Genomic DNA, 18,412 nt, shown 5'->3' on the forward strand with positions numbered 1-18,412 from the left:
AAACCCGCCAACCACAACCAGGTTGACGGGGATACCGGCGATCCCTAGCCACGATTCACGCGCTTCCCACTGGGGGTTAAGCCCTTAAAGGGCGAAACCCGCCAACCGGATGAAGGTTGACGGGTACTCCGGCGATCCTGGAGGGCGCGTCTCCCTATCCATACAGGCCAGCGGACACCGGGATATGCGGATGGTTTAACGTGACGTGAGGATTCGGGTGGGCACGGCTAGCGCGGCGCAAAGGCCCTGTAGTCAGCGGGGCTGGCGCCTGCTTCGATGGCGCGCTCGGCGGCCTTGAGGAAATCGGACACTACCTTGCGGTCATCGAGGTTGCGGCCAGAGATTGATAGACGGACAGTGTTACCGCGCTGCGCGGAGCGCTCCGCGGCGCGAATAATATTGCGGCGCCACCACTTGGCCGAACCGAAGCCCTCGCCAAAAGACAGGTTGCGGGCTTGGTGGAGCTCGCCGGTGCGCAGGTCATGGATGCCACGGGTGGAGGCAGCAAAGTCGAAATCAAACTCGGGAAGGACTTCTAGTGTTCCCTCCGACATGCGCCAGCGCGGTGGTGCAAAAATAGTCGGCTCAAAGCCGATTCTGGCCATCTGCCGCGTCGCGCCCTTGAGGCGCAGACGCGCCTCGTGCGCATCCAGGTTTGCGAATTCCGCACGACGACCCTGCACGGCTTGATCAAAGCCGTTGAGGATGAGCACTCGGCCTGACTCTGCCTGCTCACGCAACCACGAGCGCGTCGACTCATCCTTAGCTAGGTGCCAATTGCCATCGATGTGGGGTGCCACCAGCAAGGAAACAGGAACGTTTGCTTTGTCGAACTGCATGAGCAGATCTGAGGCTTGGCTTCGGGTGTCGTCGAAGATACTGGAAATCGAAACCAGAAGGTGGCCATGCATAAGAAGAATTATCGCACAGCCACCGCCCCGGCGCGCGCTGAGAGAGATTCGGTGCTCCCCCACATGGGCGGCGTGTGGCTAATGAGCCACACGCCTTAAGCGGTGCCTAGGCCTCGACGCCCGTGGCCTGGTTGATCAACCACGCGTACTCGAAAGCCGCCTGCCGCCACTGGGCATAGCGCCCGGACACACCACCGTGGCCGGCGGCCATCTCCGTCTTGAGGAGGAATTCGCCGCCGGTGGCGACGTCGCGAAGCTTGGCTACCCACTTCGCCGGCTCCACATAGAGCACGCGGGTGTCATTGAGCGAGGTCAGTGCCAGAATATTCGGGTACTTCTGCGGCGCAATGTTCTCGTACGGCGAATAGGAAGCCATGTAGTCGTAGACCTCCGGGTCGTGGTAAGGGTCGCCCCATTCTTCCCACTCCACCACCGTCAGCGGCAGCTCCGGCATGAGAATGGAGGTCAGCGGGTCCACGAAGGGCACGTTGGCTTCGATGGCCTTGAACCTATCCGGCGCCATGTTTGCCACCGCTCCCATAAGCAGGCCACCGGCCGAGCCTCCCTCCGCCACCAGCTGCGAAGGCGTGGTCACGTTGCGCGCGATGAGGTCATCAGCCACCGCGATGAAGTCCGTAAACGTGTTCTTCTTGGCCAGCATCTTGCCATCGTCGTACCAGTTGCGGCCCATCTCACCACCGCCGCGAACGTGTGCCATGGCAAAAATCATGCCGCGATCCATGAGCGACAAACGGAAAACCGAGAAATACGGGTCCATATTCGCCTCATAGGAGCCATAACCATAAAGCAGCGTCGGGTTCGGCTGCGTGCGGTCCAAGTCCGCGCGGTGCACGATGGACACCGGCACCTCCGTCCCGTCCGGAGCCTTAGACCATACGCGGTAGGCCACGTACTCATCCTTGTCATAGCCGCCCGGGACTTCCTGCTCCTTGAGAAGCGTGTACTCGCCAGTGGCCACGCGGTAGTCAAAGAGCTGTGCCGGCTGGATGAAGGAGGTATAGCTCACGCGCAGCACCGGTGCATCCCACTCCGGGTTGCCGGCCACGCCAACGGTGTAGAGCTCCTCGTTGAAGTTGAGCTCGCTAAGAGAGGCCCAGCCTTCACGCACGTCCATCACCGCGGCACGGCCAATGCCGCCGCGGCGATAGCCCACGACGATTTGGTCGCGGTAGCAATCCACGCCCTCAATGCGCACTGTGTCATCATGCGGCATGAGGAGGGTGAGTTCATCTAGGGCAGGCAGATCCTCAGTAACCGGACAGTAGCCCAACGCAAAGTTGGGGCCGGTGGCATTGTGCGTGACCACCCAATAATCGGTACCTGCCACCACTGCGTGGTCGACGTCGTAGTCCACGCCGGCCTCGCGCTCCCAGAGGCAGCGGAACTCCCCTTCGGGATTATCCTGCTCGAGCACCCACGCCTCATTCGTCGTCTTCGAGCCGGAGACAATCATGATGTACTTCTCGCTGCGGGTCGTGCCCACGCCGATGCCGAAACGCGAGTCCTCCTCGCGCATGACCACGACGTCCTCCGACTGCGGGGTGCCCACGCGGTGGCGCCACACGGTGTCCGGCCGCCATGCGTCATCCACGGTGGTGTAGAAGATGAACTCCTCCCCGACCCACGTCGCGCCGTAGAAGATGCCTTCCAAGCGGTCTTCCAACAGCTCACCAGTACGCAGATCCTTGATAAACAGCTCAAAGCGCTCATCACCAGCCACATCCACCGAATAGGCCAACAAGTCACCGGAATCGCTCACCGAAGACGCACCCAGGGCAAAGAAGTCGTGGCCTTCGGCGAGCGCGTTGACGTCGAGAAGCACCTGCTCCCCGTCGGGAGCGCCTTCCTCCGGAATGGTCGGCGGCGTCCACGGATCAGAGCCTTCCGACACCGGGATGCGGCAGCTGTAACCGTACTCCTTGCCCTCCTCAGTGCGGCCGTAGTACCAGTACTTACCGCGGCGCTGGGGCACGGACATGTCCGTCTGCTTGATGCGGGACTTGACCTCGGAGAAAATATTCTCCGTCAAGGTATCCAGGTGTGTGGTGTGCTCCTTGGTGTAGGCGTTTTCCGCCTCCAGGTACTCGCGGGTTTCCGGCGCCTCCTTCGCGCGCAGCCACTCGTAGTTATCGACAAAGCTGCGGCCATGAAACTCACGCGTGATGGGGCGCTTGGCAGCAATCGGTGCGTTCATTCAGCCTCCTTAAAAGGTGGTTCCGGACAGGCGCTCAAAGGCCTCAACATAGCGCGCACGGGTGGCTTGGACAACGTCGTCCGGCAAGCGCGGCGGCGTGGACTCCTTGTCCCAGCCGGAGTTGGTGAGCCAATCGCGCACGTACTGCTTATCAAAGGAAGGCTGGACCTTGCCTTCCTCATAGGTATCGGCCGGCCAGTAGCGCGAGGAGTCCGGGGTGAGGACTTCATCGGCCAAGACCAAGGTGCCGTGCTTGTCGACGCCAAACTCGAACTTCGTATCCGCCAAAATAATGCCCTTCTCCTCCGCCAGTGCGGCGGCCGTGGCGTAGATGCGCAGGGTGGCATCGCGCAGCTCCTCGGCGCGTTCGCGGCCGAGCTTCTCCACGACGACATCGAAGGAAACATTCTCATCGTGGTCGCCCTGCTCCGCCTTAGTGGCTGGGGTAAAGATGGGCTCGGGCAGGCGGGAAGCTTCGGTCAGCCCCTCGGGCAGCTCGACGCCGCACACGCTGCCGGATGCCTTGTATTCCTTCAGCCCGGAACCGGTGAGGTAGCCACGAGCGACGCACTCGAAGGGCAGCATGTCGAGCTTCTGGACCACCATGGCGCGGCCGAGGACTTCTTCGGGAATGCGCTCATCATCGAGCGGGCCGGCGAGGTGGTTCGGGAAGTCAATGGCATCGAAGAAGAACTTCGAGGTCGCCGTGAGCACGCGGCCCTTGTCCGGAATGGCGGGCTCAAGGGCGTGGTCATAGGCAGAAATGCGGTCGGAGACCACCATGAGCAGGGTATTGCCGTCGATTTCGTAGATATCGCGCACCTTGCCGGAGGCGATGTGGGCATAGGAAGAAAGCTCTGGACGCATGACATACATCCTAGACCCGTCTAGGCTGCTTCAAGATACATCCCAAACTTGGGGAGTAAGGCCTGCGCAGCATCGGTGTACAAGAAGGCATCCCGCCGGCACCGGCGCTACCGGTTCAATGCATCCCCAGAATGGTCTAAAAGCTAGTGTTGGGTGGCCCGGGGATGTTGATAGAAGGTCGTTTTGATCAAATAAGGACGAGAAAACTCAATCTGGGCAACCTTATTTGATCGAAACGTACATGGACCGGGCCAGCGCGGTACGTTTTCGTAAATAGAGCGCCGAAAACTCGCGTTTGAGAGGGCTTGTCTGCGAAAACGTACCGCGCCGGGTCGCCCCAGCTCACCGGATACCCCCAGGCGCGTGGGCTAGAGGATTTCGCCCGGGGTGTAGGCCGCGGCCTTCGGGTGCTGGTCAACAATCGCCTTGATGCGGCCCAGAATCTGGCTCACCTGCGATTCGGCAGCACCGATGAAGGCGTGCTTGTCCGACAGCGCGGCCTCGAGGGCAGCGGCATCGAGCGGCAGGCGCTCGTCGGCGGCCAGGCGCTCAATGAGGTCCTGCTCCCCGCCATTCTCACGCATGTTGAGCGCCACGGCGACGGCATTTTCCTTGATGACCTCGTGCGCGGTCTCACGGCCCACGCCCGCGCGCACCGCCGCCATGAGGATGCGGGTGGTGGCGAGGAAGGGCAGGTAGCGCTCCAGCTCACGGTCGATCATCGCCGGGAAGGCACCGAATTCTGCCAGCACGGTGAGGAAGGTTTCAAACATTCCGTCAATGGCAAAGAAAGCATCCGGCAGTGCCACGCGGCGCACCACCGAGCAGAACACGTCGCCCTCGTTCCACTGCTGGCCGGACAGGTCCGCCACCATCGTCAGGTAGCCGCGCAGGATGACCTGGAAGCCACCGACGCGCTCGCAGGAGCGGGCATTCATCTTGTGCGGCATCGCGGAGGAACCAACCTGGCCCTCCTTGAAGCCTTCAGTCACGGTTTCGTTGCCAGCCATGAGGCGAATGGTCGTGGCCAGCGAGGACGGCGCAGCACCGAGCTCCACCAGCGCGGACACAGCATCAAAGTCGAGGGAGCGCGGGTAGACCTGCCCCACCGAGTTGAAGACGCGGGAGAAGCCTAGGTGATCCGCAATGCGGGTCTCCAGCGCCGCGAGCTTGTCTTCGGAGCCGCCCATCAGGTCGAGCATGTCCTGCGAGGTGCCCATCGGGCCCTTGATGCCGCGCAGCGGGTAGCGGCTCAGCAGGGATTCCACGCGCTCGATGCCCAGCAGCAGCTCGTCGGCAGCGGAGGCGAAACGCTTACCCAGGGTCGTGGCCTGAGCGGCGACGTTGTGGGAACGGCCGGCCATCACCAGCGTCTGGTACTGCGCGGCACGCTCACCGATGCGTGAGACCACCGCGATGGCTTTATCACGGGTCAGCTCCAAAGAACGCAGAATCTGCAGCTGCTCCACGTTCTCCGTCAGGTCACGCGATGTCATCCCCTTGTGGATGTGCTCGCAGCCGGCCAGGGCGTTGAACTCCTCGATGCGCGCCTTGACGTCGTGGCGCGTCACGCGCTCACGCTCCGCGATGGAGGCGAGATCTACGTTCTCAACCTGCGCCTCGTAGGCGGCGATAGCCGAGGCAGGGATGTCGACGCCAAGATCCTTCTGCGCCTTCATCACCGCGATCCACAGCTGGCGCTCCAGGATGATCTTGTGTTCTGGGGACCAGATTTCAGCCATCTCTGGGGAAGCGTATCGAGCGGACAGGACGTTGGAAATGTTCTTCTTTTCAGCCACGTCGCTCATTATTCCACGCCTCGCCCCAAAGGAGGCATTATCAGCAGATTAGATGCTGATCTGGCCCTTCTCCGCTGGCAGTGCAATGTCCGTGCGGAAGAAGCTGCCCTCCAGCTCGATACCGCCGAGAACCTCGTAGGCGGCGGCGCGGGCATCGGCGAGGGTGGCACCACGGCCGAGAACGTTGAGGACGCGCCCACCGTTGGATACGTAGCCGCCCTCCCCCGTGGTGGTGCCAGCGTGGAGGACGCGGGTGGGATCATCAAGATCCGGCGAGGTGATCGGATCGCCCTTGCGCGGGGAAGCCGGGTAGCCTTCGGCAGCCAACACCACGGTGAGGGCGTAACCCTCTTCCCACTCCAGCGGCGCCAGCTCCGCCAGCTGTCCGGTGGCGGTGGCATTCAAAACCTCACCCAGCGGGGACTTCAGCAAGGCGAGCACCGCCTGTGTCTCCGGGTCTCCGAAGCGGGCATTGAACTCCACCACGGCTGGGCCTTCCTTGCCCCACGCCAGGCCGGCGTACAGCAAGCCAGAGTACGGGGTGTCACGCTTGACCATTTCCTTGGCCACAGGGACGCAGACTTCGTCGACGATGCGCTGGACGCCGTCGGCAGGCAGCCACGGCAGCGGGGTGTAGGCGCCCATGCCGCCGGTGTTGGTGCCTTCATCGTTGTCATAGGCGCGCTTGTGGTCCTGTGCTGGGAGCAGCGGGACGACGGTCTCACCGTCCACCAAGCAGAACAGGGATACTTCGGGGCCGTCGAGGAAGGACTCGAGCAGCACCGGGTTGCCGGCGGCGTGGACGGCGTCGACGTGTGCGCGGGCCGCGTCGCGGGATTCGGTCACCACCACGCCCTTGCCGCCGGCCAGGCCATCATCCTTGACCACAAAGTGCGGACCAAAGCGGTTCAGCGCGGCCTCGATGTCCGCATCGCTGGTACCGGGGGCGAGCTGCTCCGCACGGGCAGTGCGCACACCGGCGGCCGCCATGACATCCTTGGCAAAGGCCTTGGAACCCTCGATCTGTGCCGCGCTTGCCGACGGTCCGAAGACCGCAATGCCGCGCTCACGCAGAGCATCCGCCACACCGTTCACCAGCGGCACCTCCGGCCCGATGACGACCAGATCCGCGTCAATATCCACCGCCAGTTCCGTCATACGCGCGGGATCGTCCACCTGGGAATACTCCGGATGAATGGTGGCCTGCTTGGCATGCGCCGGGGAACCCGGGGCAATGTGCAATTCGGTAACAGAGGGGTCAGCTTTAAGGCCAGTGAGCAGGGCGTGTTCGCGGCCGCCCGAGCCAATAACGAGAATGCGCATGCCGTCTATCTTAACTGGCGGTAGCCTAGAGGCCATGTCTTCCGTATTTACAAAGATCATCGAGGGCGAGCTGCCTGCTCGCTTTGTCTACCGCGACGAGAAGTGCGTGGCATTTTTGTCCATCGAGCCGCTGCGTTATGGCCACACCTTGGTGGTGCCGATCGAGGAGGTCGACAAGTGGACTGACCTCGATTCTCAGACTTGGGCACACCTCAATGAGATCGCCCTAGAGATCGGTGGCGCCATTAAGACGGCCTTCGATACCCCACGTACGGGCTACATCATTGCTGGCTTCGACGTGCCGCATACCCACATCCACCTCTTCCCCACCGAGAAGATGGAAGACTACGACTTCGCCAAGGCCTTCGCTGCCGATGCCACCGACCCCGCCGCCATGGACGAGGCCGCCGCGCGCATCCGCCAGCACCTCGGCACCGATGAGGACGGCCGCCGCGACAGCTAAGAGCTGACTGCTACCTTTGGCAGCTAGGCACTAGCTGCCGCCTTGGGGAGGCGGACGCTAAAGACCGATCCGCTGCCCAGTTCGGAGTCGACGGTGATCGACCCGCCGTGTTGCTCCACGAGTGATTTCACGATGGCCAAGCCCAAGCCCGAGCCACCCGTATCGCGGGTTCGTGAAGTATCCGCACGGTAGAAGCGCTCAAAGATATGAGCTGCATCTTCGGGGGAGATGCCCTTGCCGTCATCGGCGACGTCGATAAGCACGTGCTCCTCATCATCCCGCAGGGTCAGCGTCACCGTTGCTTCCTCACCACCGTGGCGGATACCATTGGACACCAAGTTAAGTAGCACCTGGTGCAGGCGGTCCGCGTCACCGTTGACCATTGGAATCCCGGAGGCCTCATTGTTGACGTTGATCGTGCGGCCAGCAAAGGCCGCGCGTGCCGAAGAGCCCACGGAAAGCACGAGCTCCAACATGTCTACCTCGCGCATATCCAAGCGTGATCCCTCCGCACGCGTCAGGGCGAGCAAGTCCTCCACCAGCAACGACATACGCTGCGATTCGGCGTCGATCTTGCTGAAGACAAATTCCGGATCCTTAGTCGCTCCCGAGCGGTATAGCTCCGTGTAGCCGCGCAGACTGGTCAGCGGGGTGCGCAATTCATGGGAAGCATCGCCGACAAAGCGGCGCATCTGCTGCTCTTTTTCCTGTGCATGGACGACGGAGTTCTGCAACCGCCCCAGCATGACGTTAAGCGCCGCGGCCAGCTGGCCTACCTCGGTGTGTGGCGGCCACTCCGGCACACGTTTATCCAGGTTGCCGGCCGCGATTTGGGAGGCCGTTTTTTCCACCACGCGCAGCGGACGCAGCGCCCGGTGAATAAGCCACATGCCTACGAGCGCGATGATGAGCATGACCAGCGCCGCGATAATGACCTGGACCATCGCCAGGCCTTTAAGGATGGAGTTTTCCGTCGTCATGTCTTTAGCGACAACCACCACGGAGCCATCCGTTTTGAGCTTCGCCACGGCGCGCCATTCGGTTTCGCCCTGAATTGAGCGAACGGTGCTAGGTTCACCGCCAACGACTACCGAACGAGCATCCGGCAACGCCGCCGTCGGCCGCGTAGTCACCACGGAGCCATCGGGATAATACGCCAGTGCTACATAGTCCGTCGGGGGGCGGCGGCTCCCGTCCTGCGGCGTGTAGAAAGCCGCGTCGAGGTTGCTGGCCCAAGAACTCAGGGCATCATTCAGCTCGGTGTCCACACGGGTGTAGAGCACGTTGCGCATGATCGACGAGACCGCCAGGGAGGACATAGCCAGGCCCAGGCCCGAAACCAGCACCATCAGGACGAGCAGCCACGTGCGCAGGGGCAGCGCTTTAGGGCGCTGCATGCGCCGGCGCAGGGCGCTATTCCGCACCGGCGTGGATCCAGCATCCGGCCCCTGAGGGTTCGCGGTGGATTCGCTCATAGTGAAAAAGCCTACGAGCGCGGTGTGCGCAGCACATAACCGACACCGCGGACGGTGTGGATGAGCGGTGTATCGCCGGTATCAATCTTGCGGCGCAGGTAAGAAATGTAGGACTCAACCACGTTGCCATCGCCGCCGAAGTCGTAGTGCCAAACGTTATCCAGGATCTTGGACTTGGACAGCACCACCTCGCGGTTCTGCATGAGGTAGCGCAGCAGGTTGAACTCGGTGGGCGAAAGCTCCACGATCTCCCCTGCCTTGGTGACCTCGTGGGTGTCATCGTTGAGGGTGAGGTCAGCGTAGGTCATGGTGGCGTCGCCGTTCTGGTCATCCACCGTGCTGCCGCGGCGCAGGATCACGCGCAGGCGGGTGATGACCTCTTCGAGGCTGAAGGGCTTGGTGACGTAATCATCCGCACCAATGGTCAGTCCATGGATGCGCTGATCCACGCTGTCTTTGGCGGTGAGGTAGAGGACGGGGCCGTCGAGGCCCTCCGCACGCAGCTTGCCCAGCAGCTCAAAGCCATCCATGCCCGGCATCATGACGTCCATGATGTAGGCATCAGGGTTGATCTCACGCGCGATGCGCAGGGCTTCGTTGCCAGAATTGGCGCTGTGCACGTCGAAACCTTGAAACTTTAGGGAGACGGTGAGCAACTCAACAATATTTGGCTCGTCATCGACGACAAGTACCTTGACGTCCTTTGAATCATCCATGGTCCCGCTTTGGTCCTTTCTCCGCTTCTCTTAACGCCAGGTGGCGCCAGGGATATCTCATTCAGAATGAGAAGTATTGCACTACGCCTTCCCAGCGTACTGAGCGGAGTCTGTACGTGCGCTGTGAACCAAACTAGTCCCACGCGATGTTGTCCAAATCCAAACCTTCCGCCCGGGCTTGCGTTTCAATCAGTTGGCGCAAGTAGCCGGCATTACCGCGGTAGGTCTCATCGAAACGCGGATCCTGGCAGTACATGCGTGCCAGGATCACTTGCTTGGACCTCGACACCGGGTACCACAGGGCAATGAGGGCGCGGTGCTTGTCGACGATCTCCTTCGCCTCCTCGCTGCCCGCCTCAACTCCCGCATTCGCGGCTTCTACTAGCTCTGCGGCGAAATTTTCATGGTCCACGGAGAATTCCTCCCAGTCCTTCTTCCCCATCGATTCCGCAGCGGCCGCACTGGCCGCCCATTCTTTGCTGTCACCCCACTTCTCGTGGGCTTCCTCCTGCAACGTGGGCCATGCATCACCCAGGTTGCGCACTTTTTGGCTGGGGCTTAGGTTCTTATCCATTTCGGTCTCCTCAATTAGTCTTTCCACTGCGTACAACATGGCATCGACGTCGGCTCGCCGCTTCTGCAAAGCCTCGTGTTGGGCGCGGAGGCGGGCCAGGGTGGCGGAGGAAGGGGCATCGAGAAGCACTGCGATGTCCCTCAGCTCAATCCCGACGCTGCGATAGATCAGAATGTCCATCCCGCGCTGCACATCGTCTTCGGTGTACAGGCGGTGATCACCCCCAGTGCGCCACTGTGGGCTGAGCAGCCCAATGTCATCCCAGTGCCGCAACGTGCGGGTGGTGACTTTAAGGATTTCGGCAACCTCGCCGATGCTGTAGTCGTTACACATGACGTTGAGCCTAAAAGTTGACGTCGCGTTAAGTGCAACTCCCGCCACTCAGCGAATGTTTTTGCCTACGATAATGAAGCATGACGCAAGCCTCGAAACGCACTGACCGCCTCACCGTGGCTGCTTGGGCCCTGTGGGATTGGGGTTCGGCTGCCTTCAACGCGGTTCTCGTGACGTTTATTTTCTCGGTCTATCTCACCGACTCGGTGGGCCAACAGATTGATTCGCAGTTCACCCCGGCGCAATGGTTGTCGTGGTCCATGACGGTGGCGGGGCTGGTGATTTTTGCGGTAACCCCCGTGATGGGCCAGCGTTCCGATCGGTTGGGCACGCGGCGGCGTGCGCTGGGTTTCTGGTCGCTGCTGACCTTCCTGGTCATGGCCAGCTTGTTCTTCATCCGCAATGATGCGCCCACATTTTTCTGGCTGGGTCTTATCGGCTTGGCGGTAGGTTCGGTGACCATCCAATTCGCCGAAGTCAATTACTTTGCCCAGCTCAACCAGGTGGCCACCGAAGACAAGGTGGGCCGTGTATCTGGCCTCGGCTGGTCGGCAGGCTATTTCGGTGGCATCGCGCTGCTGCTCATCTGTTATTTCGGCTTCGTCTCCAGCGAGGGCGGCGGCCTGGGACTATCCACGGAGGGAGGCTGGAATATTCGGCTCGTGGCGCTGCTTGCCGCAGCCTGGTTTGGGCTGTCTGCCATTCCTGTCTTGCTGCGCGTGCCGGAAATTGCGCCGTCGGGTGAAGCAACGGGCGGCGTTGCGGCCTCTTACCGGGAGCTATGGCGCACAGTGCAGACGCTGTGGCGGGAAGATCGCAACGCCTTTGCCTTCCTCTTCGCTTCTGCCATCTTCCGCGATGGGCTCTCAGCCGTATTCAGCTTCGGGGCGGTGTTGGGCGTGTCCGTCTATGGCCTTTCGCCTGGCGACGTCCTCATCTTCGGTGTTGCTGCCAACGTTGCGGCCGCGCTGGGCGCGGTGGCGGGCGGGCTGATCGACGACCACGTGGGCCCCAAAGCCATCATCCTCACCTGCCTGTCGATTCTCACCGCAATGGCTGGTGTGATGTTTTTCGCGCAGGGCCCCACGGCCTTCTGGATCTGCGGACTCATCCTATGCCTATGCGTGGGACCAGCCCAGGCTTCCGCCCGCGGTTTCTTGGCGCGCGTCGCCCCGCCTGGGCGCGAAGGCGAGATGTTTGGCCTCTACGCCACGACGGGCCGAGCCGTAGCGTGGTTGACGCCTTTCCTGTTCGGCGTCTTCGTCTCCCTGATGGGCCAAGGAGACAGGGGAGGCGTGCTCGCCATCGGACTAGTCCTGCTCGTCGGAGCGATCGTGCTCATCCCAGTCAAAGACCCCGCGAAAGTGCGGGCTTCTTCGACGTAGCCCCCTTTTAATGTGTGGCGCTTAACGCCGACACATTAAAAGTCCTGCGGACGCGGAATGTTGCGCAGGTTGGACTTCGCCATGGAAAGCATCTGGCCGACGCCACCACCGAAGACGGTGCGGGTTGCCGCCTTGGAGAAGCCGAGCAGCTGCTCGAAGGTCAGCGTCGGCGGCAGGGAGAGGGCGTTGGGGTCCGTGACGACGTCGATAAGCGCAGGCCCGTCGTAGGCCAAGGCCTCCTTGATGAGGCGCGGCGCGTCCTTCGGGTCCTCGATGCGGAAGTGCTTGATGCCGGCCCCCTCCGCGATCTTGGCGTAGTTCACGTGCTCGTGGTCGGTCTCATGCTCCGGCAGGCCCTGGACCAGCATCTCCAGCTTGACCATGCCGAGGGAAGAGTTGTTGAACACGAACATCTTCACCGGCAGGTTGTGCAGCTTCACCGTGAGCAGCTCTCCCATGAGCATGGACAGCCCACCGTCGCCGGAGAAAGTGATGACTTGGCGGTCCGGGTGTGCCGCCTGCGCGCCGATGGCCATCGGCAGGGCGTTGGCCATGGTGCCGTGGCGGAAGGAACCAATCTGTTCGCGCTTGCCGTTCGCAGTGATGTAGCGCGCGCCCCAGACATTGCACATGCCGGTATCGACGGTGAAGATGGCGTCGTCATCGGCCTGCTGGTCGATGAGGTCGGCGATGTACTCCGGGTGGATCGGCGTGTGCTTTTCGACGCCTGAGGTGTAGGCCTCAACGACGTGATGCAGCTTGTCGTAGTGCTTCTTGAGCATCTTGTCGAGGAAGGAGCGATCCTTCTTCTCCTCCACGTGCGGCAGGATGTTCTCGATGGTGGCGGCGACATCACCCGTCACCGGATACTTAATGCGGGTGCGGCGGCCAATGTGGGAGCCATCGATGTCGACCTGGGCCACGTTGGCATCCGGCAGGAAGTCGTTGTAGGGGAAGTCCGTGCCCAGCAGGATGAGCAGGTCTGCCTCGTGGGTGGCCTCGTGTGCCGCACCGTAGCCGAGCAGGCCGGACATACCGACGTCGAAGGGATTGTCGTACTGGATGTACATCTTGCCGCCCAGGGCGTGGCCGATGGGAGCCTTGATCTTCTCGGCCAGCGCAAGGACCTGCTCACGGGCATTCTTGACGCCGGCGCCAACGAAGAGGGCGACAGTCTTGGCCTCATTAATGGCCTGGGTCAGCGCAGCGGCCTCTGCCGGGTCCGGGTAGACAACCGGGCGGCCGGAGGAAATAACGGAGGAGGTGAAGGTGTCCTCTTCCGCCTCTTGAGTGGAGACATCGCCCGGGATGACGAGGACGGACACGCCCTTGCCAGCCATGGTGCTCTGAATGGCGTGGTGTAGGACCACACCTCCCTGCTCCGCAGAGTTGACCATCTCGCAGTAGCCGGAGCATTCCTGGAAGATGGCCTCCGGGTGAGTTTCTTGGAAGAATTTCGAGCCGATCTGGCGGGAAGGAATGTGGCTGGCCAGGGCAAGGACCTTGGCGCCGTTGCGGTGGGCGTCGTAAAGCCCCTGAATAAGGTGCGTATTTCCCGGACCGCAGGAGGCGGCGCACACGGCGAGGTTGCCGGTGGTGAGGGAATCGGCCTCAGCGGCGAAAGCTGCGGCCTCTTCGTTGCGGACGTGGACCCACTCGATGGAGGATTGCCGCACCGCATCCACGATGGGGTTGAGGGAATCACCAACGAGGCCATAGATGCGCTTGACCCCCTGGGCTTCCAAGGTTTCTACGAGTTGCGTGGCGTAATTGCGTGCCATGTTTTACCTCTCTAACTTTTGTCGCTAACGGCACCCAGTGTTCTCCTACCCGATGATGTTTCGCCACCATAAAGCTGCTTTCTCACGTCACGCAGACTTTGTGACTTTAACAACAAGCCAACATTCAAGGCTTTGAAACTGTAACGACCGTTCGCTATAGTTTCGCAGCATGACAGACGTTCACACGAAAGCCTCCGCAGAGGCCTTAAGCACCTCAGCAACCCGCCGGTGGACCTTCTTTGGCGTAGTCTCCCTAGGCCTTCTCATGATCGGCCTGGACAACTCAATCCTCTACACCGCACTGCCAGAGCTCTCCGAGCAACTCCATGCGAACTCTCTGCAGCAGTTGTGGATCATCAACGCTTACGCGCTCATGCTCGCCGGACTCCTGCTGGGAACCGGCACGTTAGGTGACAAGATCGGCCACCGCCGCATGTTCGTTATCGGCCTCTGGGTCTTCGGCATCGCGTCGCTGGCCGCGGCACTTGCGCCCGGCGCGTGGGAGCTTGTCGCCGCCCGTGCTTTCTTGGGACTCGGCGCCTCCATCATGATGCCCGCTACCCTGGCGCTGATTCGCTTGACCTTTGAAGATGAGATTGAGCGCAACACCGCCATCGGCATTTGGGGTTCCATCGCCGTCGTCGGCGCGGCCGCAGGCCCCACGGTAGGTGGCTTCTTGCTTGAGCACTTCTGGTGGGGATCGGTCTTTTTGGTCAACGTGCCCATCGTCATCATCGCGCTCACCCTCACTGCGTTCCTCGCCCCGCCTAACGTGGCGAACCCGGCGAAGCATTGGGATTTCTTATCTTCCCTTTATGCGCTGATCACGCTGGCCTCGCTGGTGCTTCTCATCAAGTCTGTAGCCAGCCCCCACCTCAACGCCATGCTTATTGGGGGCGCGCTGGCTGCCTGCCTCATTGGTGCTGTCTTCTTCACTCGCCGCCAGCACAAACTGGAAGAGCCGCTTCTCACCTTCGATATCTTCCGCTCCCCCATCTTCAGTGGTGGCGTGTTGGCCGCAGCCGGCGCCATGTTTGGCATGGCCGGGCTGGAAATGACCACCACGCAGAAGCTGCAGTTGGTGGACCTCTACTCTCCACTGCATGCTGGGCTCATCATTTCCCTCATCGCGATTGCAGCGCTGCCCATGTCTGCGCTGGGTGGGGCTAACCTGCACCGCTGGGGTTTCTTGCCCATCATTGCCGGCGGCTTCCTCGCCATGGCAGCAGGCATTGGCTGCGTGGTGTGGGGCGGCACGCACGAGGTCTTCCCCGCATACCTGGCTGGTCTGTTCATCACCGGTCTCGGCGCGGGTTTCGTGATGTCGGTGTCCTCCACCGCCATCATCGGCGCCGCGCCTGCCTCACGTTCCGGAATGGCCGCGGGCGTGGAGGAAGTTTCCTATGAATTCGGCACGCTGCTGTCCATTGCGGTCACCGGTTCAGTGTTGCCTATGCTCTATAAGGGCGGGCTGCCCGAGGACATTCAAAGCTTGGGTATGGATGCACTCCACGACCCCTCGCTCGCAGAGGCTGCCGGCCCCGCGTACACCGACGCATATCTGGCCACCGCCGCTGGACTCGGCGTAGTCATGCTCATCTTCGCCGCGGTCACGGGCTGGTGCTTCCGCACCAACCCCACTTCGGGAGGTGCCGATGCCACGCGTAAGTAAGAAGGTTGAGGCGCTCGAAAAGGCACTCGCCATCATCGAGAAGGATGGCGTCCACGCACTAACCTACGATTCCCTGGCCACCGCCACAGGCATGAGTAAGTCGGGGCTCATCTACCACTTCCCTACCCGCCACGAGCTGCTCATCGACTGCCACAAGCTCTGCGCGGAGCGCTGGGAGGAAGAGCTCATCGGGCTCTCCGGTGGCAAGACGGCGGAGCAGTTGAGTCCTCGCCAGCGCTACCGCGCCACATTGGAGTCGATGGGCAAGAATGACCCGCTCATTGAATTGCTCATGTCCATCCACTCGCAGTCCCATCCGGACTTCCAGGAGGTGTGGAAGGACGTCGATAGGCGCTGGATCCCCGACCCTACCGACGAGGATGAATCCGTCGTGCTGGCCTCGATCATCGCCGACGGCCTGTGGGTCCACGATCACCTCACCGACCGCCCCCTGCCGCCACAGCGACGCCGCGCGCTTATCGACGTTGCCTTAGGCCACCTCGCCGAATAAACCCCAACTATGAAAAAGGGGCCTTGAAAAAGGCCCCTTTTGAGCTGGAGACGAGACTTGAACTCGCAACCTACGCATTACAAGTGCGTTGCGCTACCAATTGCGCCACTCCAGCACCGCGGCTAATCCGCTATGGGAATCGTACCTGAGCCCACCCCCTAGAATGAAAGCCAGGGTGCCTGCGCTGCGGAAAAGTGGGCGTGATTGCCGCGAAAAGCACTGGCAGGTGCATAAATCGACGGTAGTTACTAAAGTGCTGACTTACCGAACCCAGAAGTGTTGTTGAGGTCTATCTTTTCCGTGTCTGTTCTTTCTTCCTTGCGCCAGCGCCTGCTGTACCGGTCGGCTCCGGTCGCCACCATTGACGCCGCTAAAGCCGCACCACCGCCCTCCCCTCTCGCCCCTGTCGATCTCACCGATCCGGCCCAGGTCACCGGCGTCATGGAGATCGCTGCACGCGTTGGTGAAATCCTCATTGCGGCGGGCTCAGCCAATACCGACGTGCAGGCGCAGATTCACCTCGTCGCATCCTCCTATGGCCTTCACTACTGCCACGTGTCGATTCTGATGAACACCATCACTATCCACACCTCCATCGGCACCGGGCCGGATAGGCACAACCTCCACGTCTTCCGTGTAGCGCCGAGCATCGCCGTGGACTTCACCAAACTCTCCGCCGTCGACCGGCTCATCCGCTCCATCCACTCCGGTGCGACCCCGCCGGCGATGGCGGAAAAAATCCTGGATGACATCGACGCGATGAAGAACCCCTATTCCAAAACCACCATCGTCAGCGCATGGGGTGCCATGGGTGGATTCATCGCCGTGATGCTGGGCGGCGACCTTCTCGTCGGTGTTGTCACCTTCCTCATTTCAGCACTCATTATGGGCACGAACATGTTCCTGGCGGACTATCGCTTGCCGCCCTTTTATCAAAACCTCGTCGGCGGCCTGCTCGCCGTTGTCCCTGCCGCCATCCTCTACAACGTCTTCGCGGGATTTGGCATCCAGATGCTGCCCTCCCAAATCATCGGTTCCGGCATCATCGTGCTGGTGGCGGGCCTGACCTTGGTGCAGTGTCTGGTGGACGGCATCACGCGCGCGCCCGTGACTTCATCCGCCAAGTTCTTTGAGGCTTTGATGTCCACCGGCGCTATCATCGCCGGCGTTGGCCTAGGTATCCAGGTGGCGGCGTGGTTGGGCTTCAGCCTGCCGCCGCTGGCGACACTCGCCCCGCCCGTCTATCACCAAATCCCCCTTCTGGTGCTGTGCGGTGGAATCGGTTCTGCCGCCTTCGCACTAGCGCTGGGAGCCTCGTGGTCCGAGGTCACCATATCTGGGCTCACCGCTGCCGCCGGTATGGTTTTCTACTATTTCCTCGTCGTCTTATTGGGCGTCGGAGCTGTCGTCGCCTCCGGTATTTCGGCCGTGGCGGTCGGCCTCGCCGGTGGTCTCCTCTCCCGCCGCTACATGATGCCGCCGCTCATCACCATGATCGTGGGCTATACCCCCATGCTGCCGGGCCTGACTTTGTACCGCGGCATGTACGCCATGCTCAACGAACAGCTCATTACCGGTCTGACCAACCTGGCCAGCGCCCTCGCCATTGCCGGTGCACTAGCCGCCGGCGTGGTCTTCGGTGAGCGTGTCGCCCGCCGCCTGCGCCGCCCGCAGTACTTCCGTCCCTACACCGCGTTCAAGCGCTTGGGCACGTTCTCCTTCTCCCGTGCCACCCGCTTGGCGCAGCGAGCACGCATCCCCCGCGTACCCCTATCGCCCTTCGCTCCGCGCCACAACCTGCCGGCCCCACCTCCGCAGTACGGCCCCAAACCGCCCACGCCTGCACAGCAGGCGCGCTTCCAGCAGGGCGATGCCGTCACGGACATGTGGCCCGTCACCACGCAATTCCCAGCGCAGCGCCCCACCTACACAGTTCCCGGCAAAGATGACCCGGGCGCCCCTTCGGGGCAGCAATAGCGTAGAATAGCCGGTCTGAAAGCTTTCACACTTCATTCCAGGAGGACTCCGTGCCACCAAAGGTCACAGATACTCAGCCCGCCGCTGATCAGACTCATGCAGTAGAGGAAGAGACCGCCCGCGCCGCGCGCCGCGTCGTCGCCACCTATGCGGAGGATTTCCTCGACGGCGTGACCCTCATGTCGATGCTGGGCGTCGAACCAGAAGGCTTGGTCCACCGCAAGGTTTTGGCCGAGCAGGCCGATGCTGCTCCGAAGAAGAGCAGCAAGAAGGCCACGAAGAAGGCCTCCAAGAAGTCCACAAAGAAGACAACCAAGAAGGCTACGAAGAAAGCCACCAAGAAGGCCACGAAGAAGTCGACCAAAAAGGCTACAAAGAAGGCAACTAAAAAGGCCGCGAAGAAGGCCTAG

Annotated in this window: 15 protein-coding genes and 1 tRNA gene; 6 read left to right on the plus strand and 10 right to left on the minus strand. The window is 61.7% G+C overall.

Annotated elements, in window-relative coordinates; translation table 11 throughout:
* Positions 1 to 227 precede the first annotated feature (227 nt).
* The 5 genes from HMPREF2978_RS05680 to purD all read right to left on the minus strand — a co-directional run bounded on the left by HMPREF2978_RS05680 (position 228) and on the right by purD (position 7,115).
* Entirely contained in the window at positions 228 to 911 is a 684-nt protein-coding gene (locus HMPREF2978_RS05680) for a DUF2334 domain-containing protein (protein ID WP_070524526.1), read from the minus strand.
* Between the two features lie 106 nt (positions 912 to 1,017).
* Positions 1,018 to 3,126, minus strand: a complete 2,109-nt coding sequence (locus tag HMPREF2978_RS05685) for a S9 family peptidase (RefSeq protein ID WP_070744557.1) — start codon at positions 3,124 to 3,126, stop codon at positions 1,018 to 1,020.
* Between the two features lie 9 nt (positions 3,127 to 3,135).
* Positions 3,136 to 3,993 carry a phosphoribosylaminoimidazolesuccinocarboxamide synthase gene (locus HMPREF2978_RS13030; RefSeq protein WP_070524530.1) on the minus strand — a complete coding sequence of 286 codons (858 nt, stop codon included), beginning with the start codon at positions 3,991 to 3,993 and terminating at the stop codon, positions 3,136 to 3,138.
* A gap of 368 nt (positions 3,994 to 4,361) precedes the next feature.
* Positions 4,362 to 5,801, minus strand: coding sequence for an adenylosuccinate lyase (purB, locus tag HMPREF2978_RS05695; protein WP_070744558.1), 1,440 nt, complete (start codon positions 5,799 to 5,801; stop codon positions 4,362 to 4,364).
* Positions 5,802 to 5,840: 39 nt separating this feature from the next.
* Positions 5,841 to 7,115 carry a phosphoribosylamine--glycine ligase gene (gene purD, locus HMPREF2978_RS05700; protein ID WP_070744560.1) on the minus strand — a complete coding sequence of 425 codons (1,275 nt, stop codon included), beginning with the start codon at positions 7,113 to 7,115 and terminating at the stop codon, positions 5,841 to 5,843.
* Positions 7,116 to 7,149: 34 nt separating this feature from the next.
* Between purD and HMPREF2978_RS05705 the strand changes: the two genes are divergently transcribed.
* Positions 7,150 to 7,578 carry an HIT family protein gene (locus HMPREF2978_RS05705; protein ID WP_070524539.1) on the plus strand — a complete coding sequence of 143 codons (429 nt, stop codon included), beginning with the start codon at positions 7,150 to 7,152 and terminating at the stop codon, positions 7,576 to 7,578.
* Positions 7,579 to 7,601: 23 nt separating this feature from the next.
* Here HMPREF2978_RS05705 and HMPREF2978_RS05710 read toward each other — a convergent pair whose 3' ends face one another.
* From HMPREF2978_RS05710 to HMPREF2978_RS05720, 3 genes are all read right to left on the minus strand, one after another.
* Complete coding sequence (locus HMPREF2978_RS05710; protein ID WP_070744562.1) at positions 7,602 to 9,053, minus strand: sensor histidine kinase; 1,452 nt, start codon at positions 9,051 to 9,053, stop codon at positions 7,602 to 7,604.
* Between the two features lie 11 nt (positions 9,054 to 9,064).
* The gene (locus tag HMPREF2978_RS05715) at positions 9,065 to 9,769 is read right to left on the minus strand and encodes a response regulator transcription factor (RefSeq protein WP_070446030.1); all 705 of its coding nucleotides are present in this window, start codon (positions 9,767 to 9,769) and stop codon (positions 9,065 to 9,067) included.
* A 133-nt stretch (positions 9,770 to 9,902) separates the two neighbouring features.
* Entirely contained in the window at positions 9,903 to 10,676 is a 774-nt protein-coding gene (locus tag HMPREF2978_RS05720; protein ID WP_070744564.1) for a MerR family transcriptional regulator, read from the minus strand.
* Between the two features lie 80 nt (positions 10,677 to 10,756).
* On the opposite strand from HMPREF2978_RS05720, the gene HMPREF2978_RS05725 reads away from it, so the two are divergent.
* On the plus strand, positions 10,757 to 12,061 hold the full coding sequence (locus HMPREF2978_RS05725; RefSeq protein ID WP_070744565.1) for an MFS transporter: 1,305 nt from the start codon (positions 10,757 to 10,759) through the stop codon (positions 12,059 to 12,061).
* A gap of 35 nt (positions 12,062 to 12,096) precedes the next feature.
* On the opposite strand, the gene HMPREF2978_RS05730 is transcribed toward HMPREF2978_RS05725, so the two are convergent.
* Positions 12,097 to 13,842 (minus strand): pyruvate dehydrogenase, encoded by a 1,746-nt coding sequence (locus tag HMPREF2978_RS05730; protein ID WP_070744567.1) that lies wholly within the window; start codon positions 13,840 to 13,842, stop codon positions 12,097 to 12,099.
* A 169-nt stretch (positions 13,843 to 14,011) separates the two neighbouring features.
* On the opposite strand from HMPREF2978_RS05730, the gene HMPREF2978_RS05735 reads away from it, so the two are divergent.
* Both HMPREF2978_RS05735 and HMPREF2978_RS05740 read left to right on the plus strand, forming a co-directional pair.
* A complete protein-coding gene (locus tag HMPREF2978_RS05735; protein ID WP_070744569.1) occupies positions 14,012 to 15,514 on the plus strand; it encodes an MFS transporter in 1,503 nt (500 codons plus the stop codon).
* Positions 15,498 to 16,025, plus strand: coding sequence for a TetR/AcrR family transcriptional regulator (locus HMPREF2978_RS05740; RefSeq protein WP_070744571.1), 528 nt, complete (start codon positions 15,498 to 15,500; stop codon positions 16,023 to 16,025). Before HMPREF2978_RS05735 ends, HMPREF2978_RS05740 begins: the two co-directional genes overlap by 17 nt.
* A 42-nt stretch (positions 16,026 to 16,067) precedes the next feature.
* On the opposite strand, the gene HMPREF2978_RS05745 is transcribed toward HMPREF2978_RS05740, so the two are convergent.
* Positions 16,068 to 16,140, minus strand: a tRNA-Thr gene (locus HMPREF2978_RS05745).
* A 185-nt stretch (positions 16,141 to 16,325) separates the two neighbouring features.
* Between HMPREF2978_RS05745 and HMPREF2978_RS05750 the strand changes: the two genes are divergently transcribed.
* Together HMPREF2978_RS05750 and HMPREF2978_RS05755 are read left to right on the plus strand one after the other, a co-directional pair.
* Positions 16,326 to 18,002, plus strand: a complete 1,677-nt coding sequence (locus HMPREF2978_RS05750) for a threonine/serine exporter ThrE (RefSeq protein ID WP_070524553.1) — start codon at positions 16,326 to 16,328, stop codon at positions 18,000 to 18,002.
* 50 nt (positions 18,003 to 18,052) lie between these two features.
* Positions 18,053 to 18,412: a hypothetical protein gene (locus HMPREF2978_RS05755; protein ID WP_070524555.1), complete on the plus strand. Its 360-nt coding sequence runs from the start codon at positions 18,053 to 18,055 to the stop codon at positions 18,410 to 18,412.

The sequence above is a fragment of the Corynebacterium sp. HMSC074C01 genome, from assembly GCF_001814605.1.
GTDB lineage: Bacteria > Actinomycetota > Actinomycetes > Mycobacteriales > Mycobacteriaceae > Corynebacterium.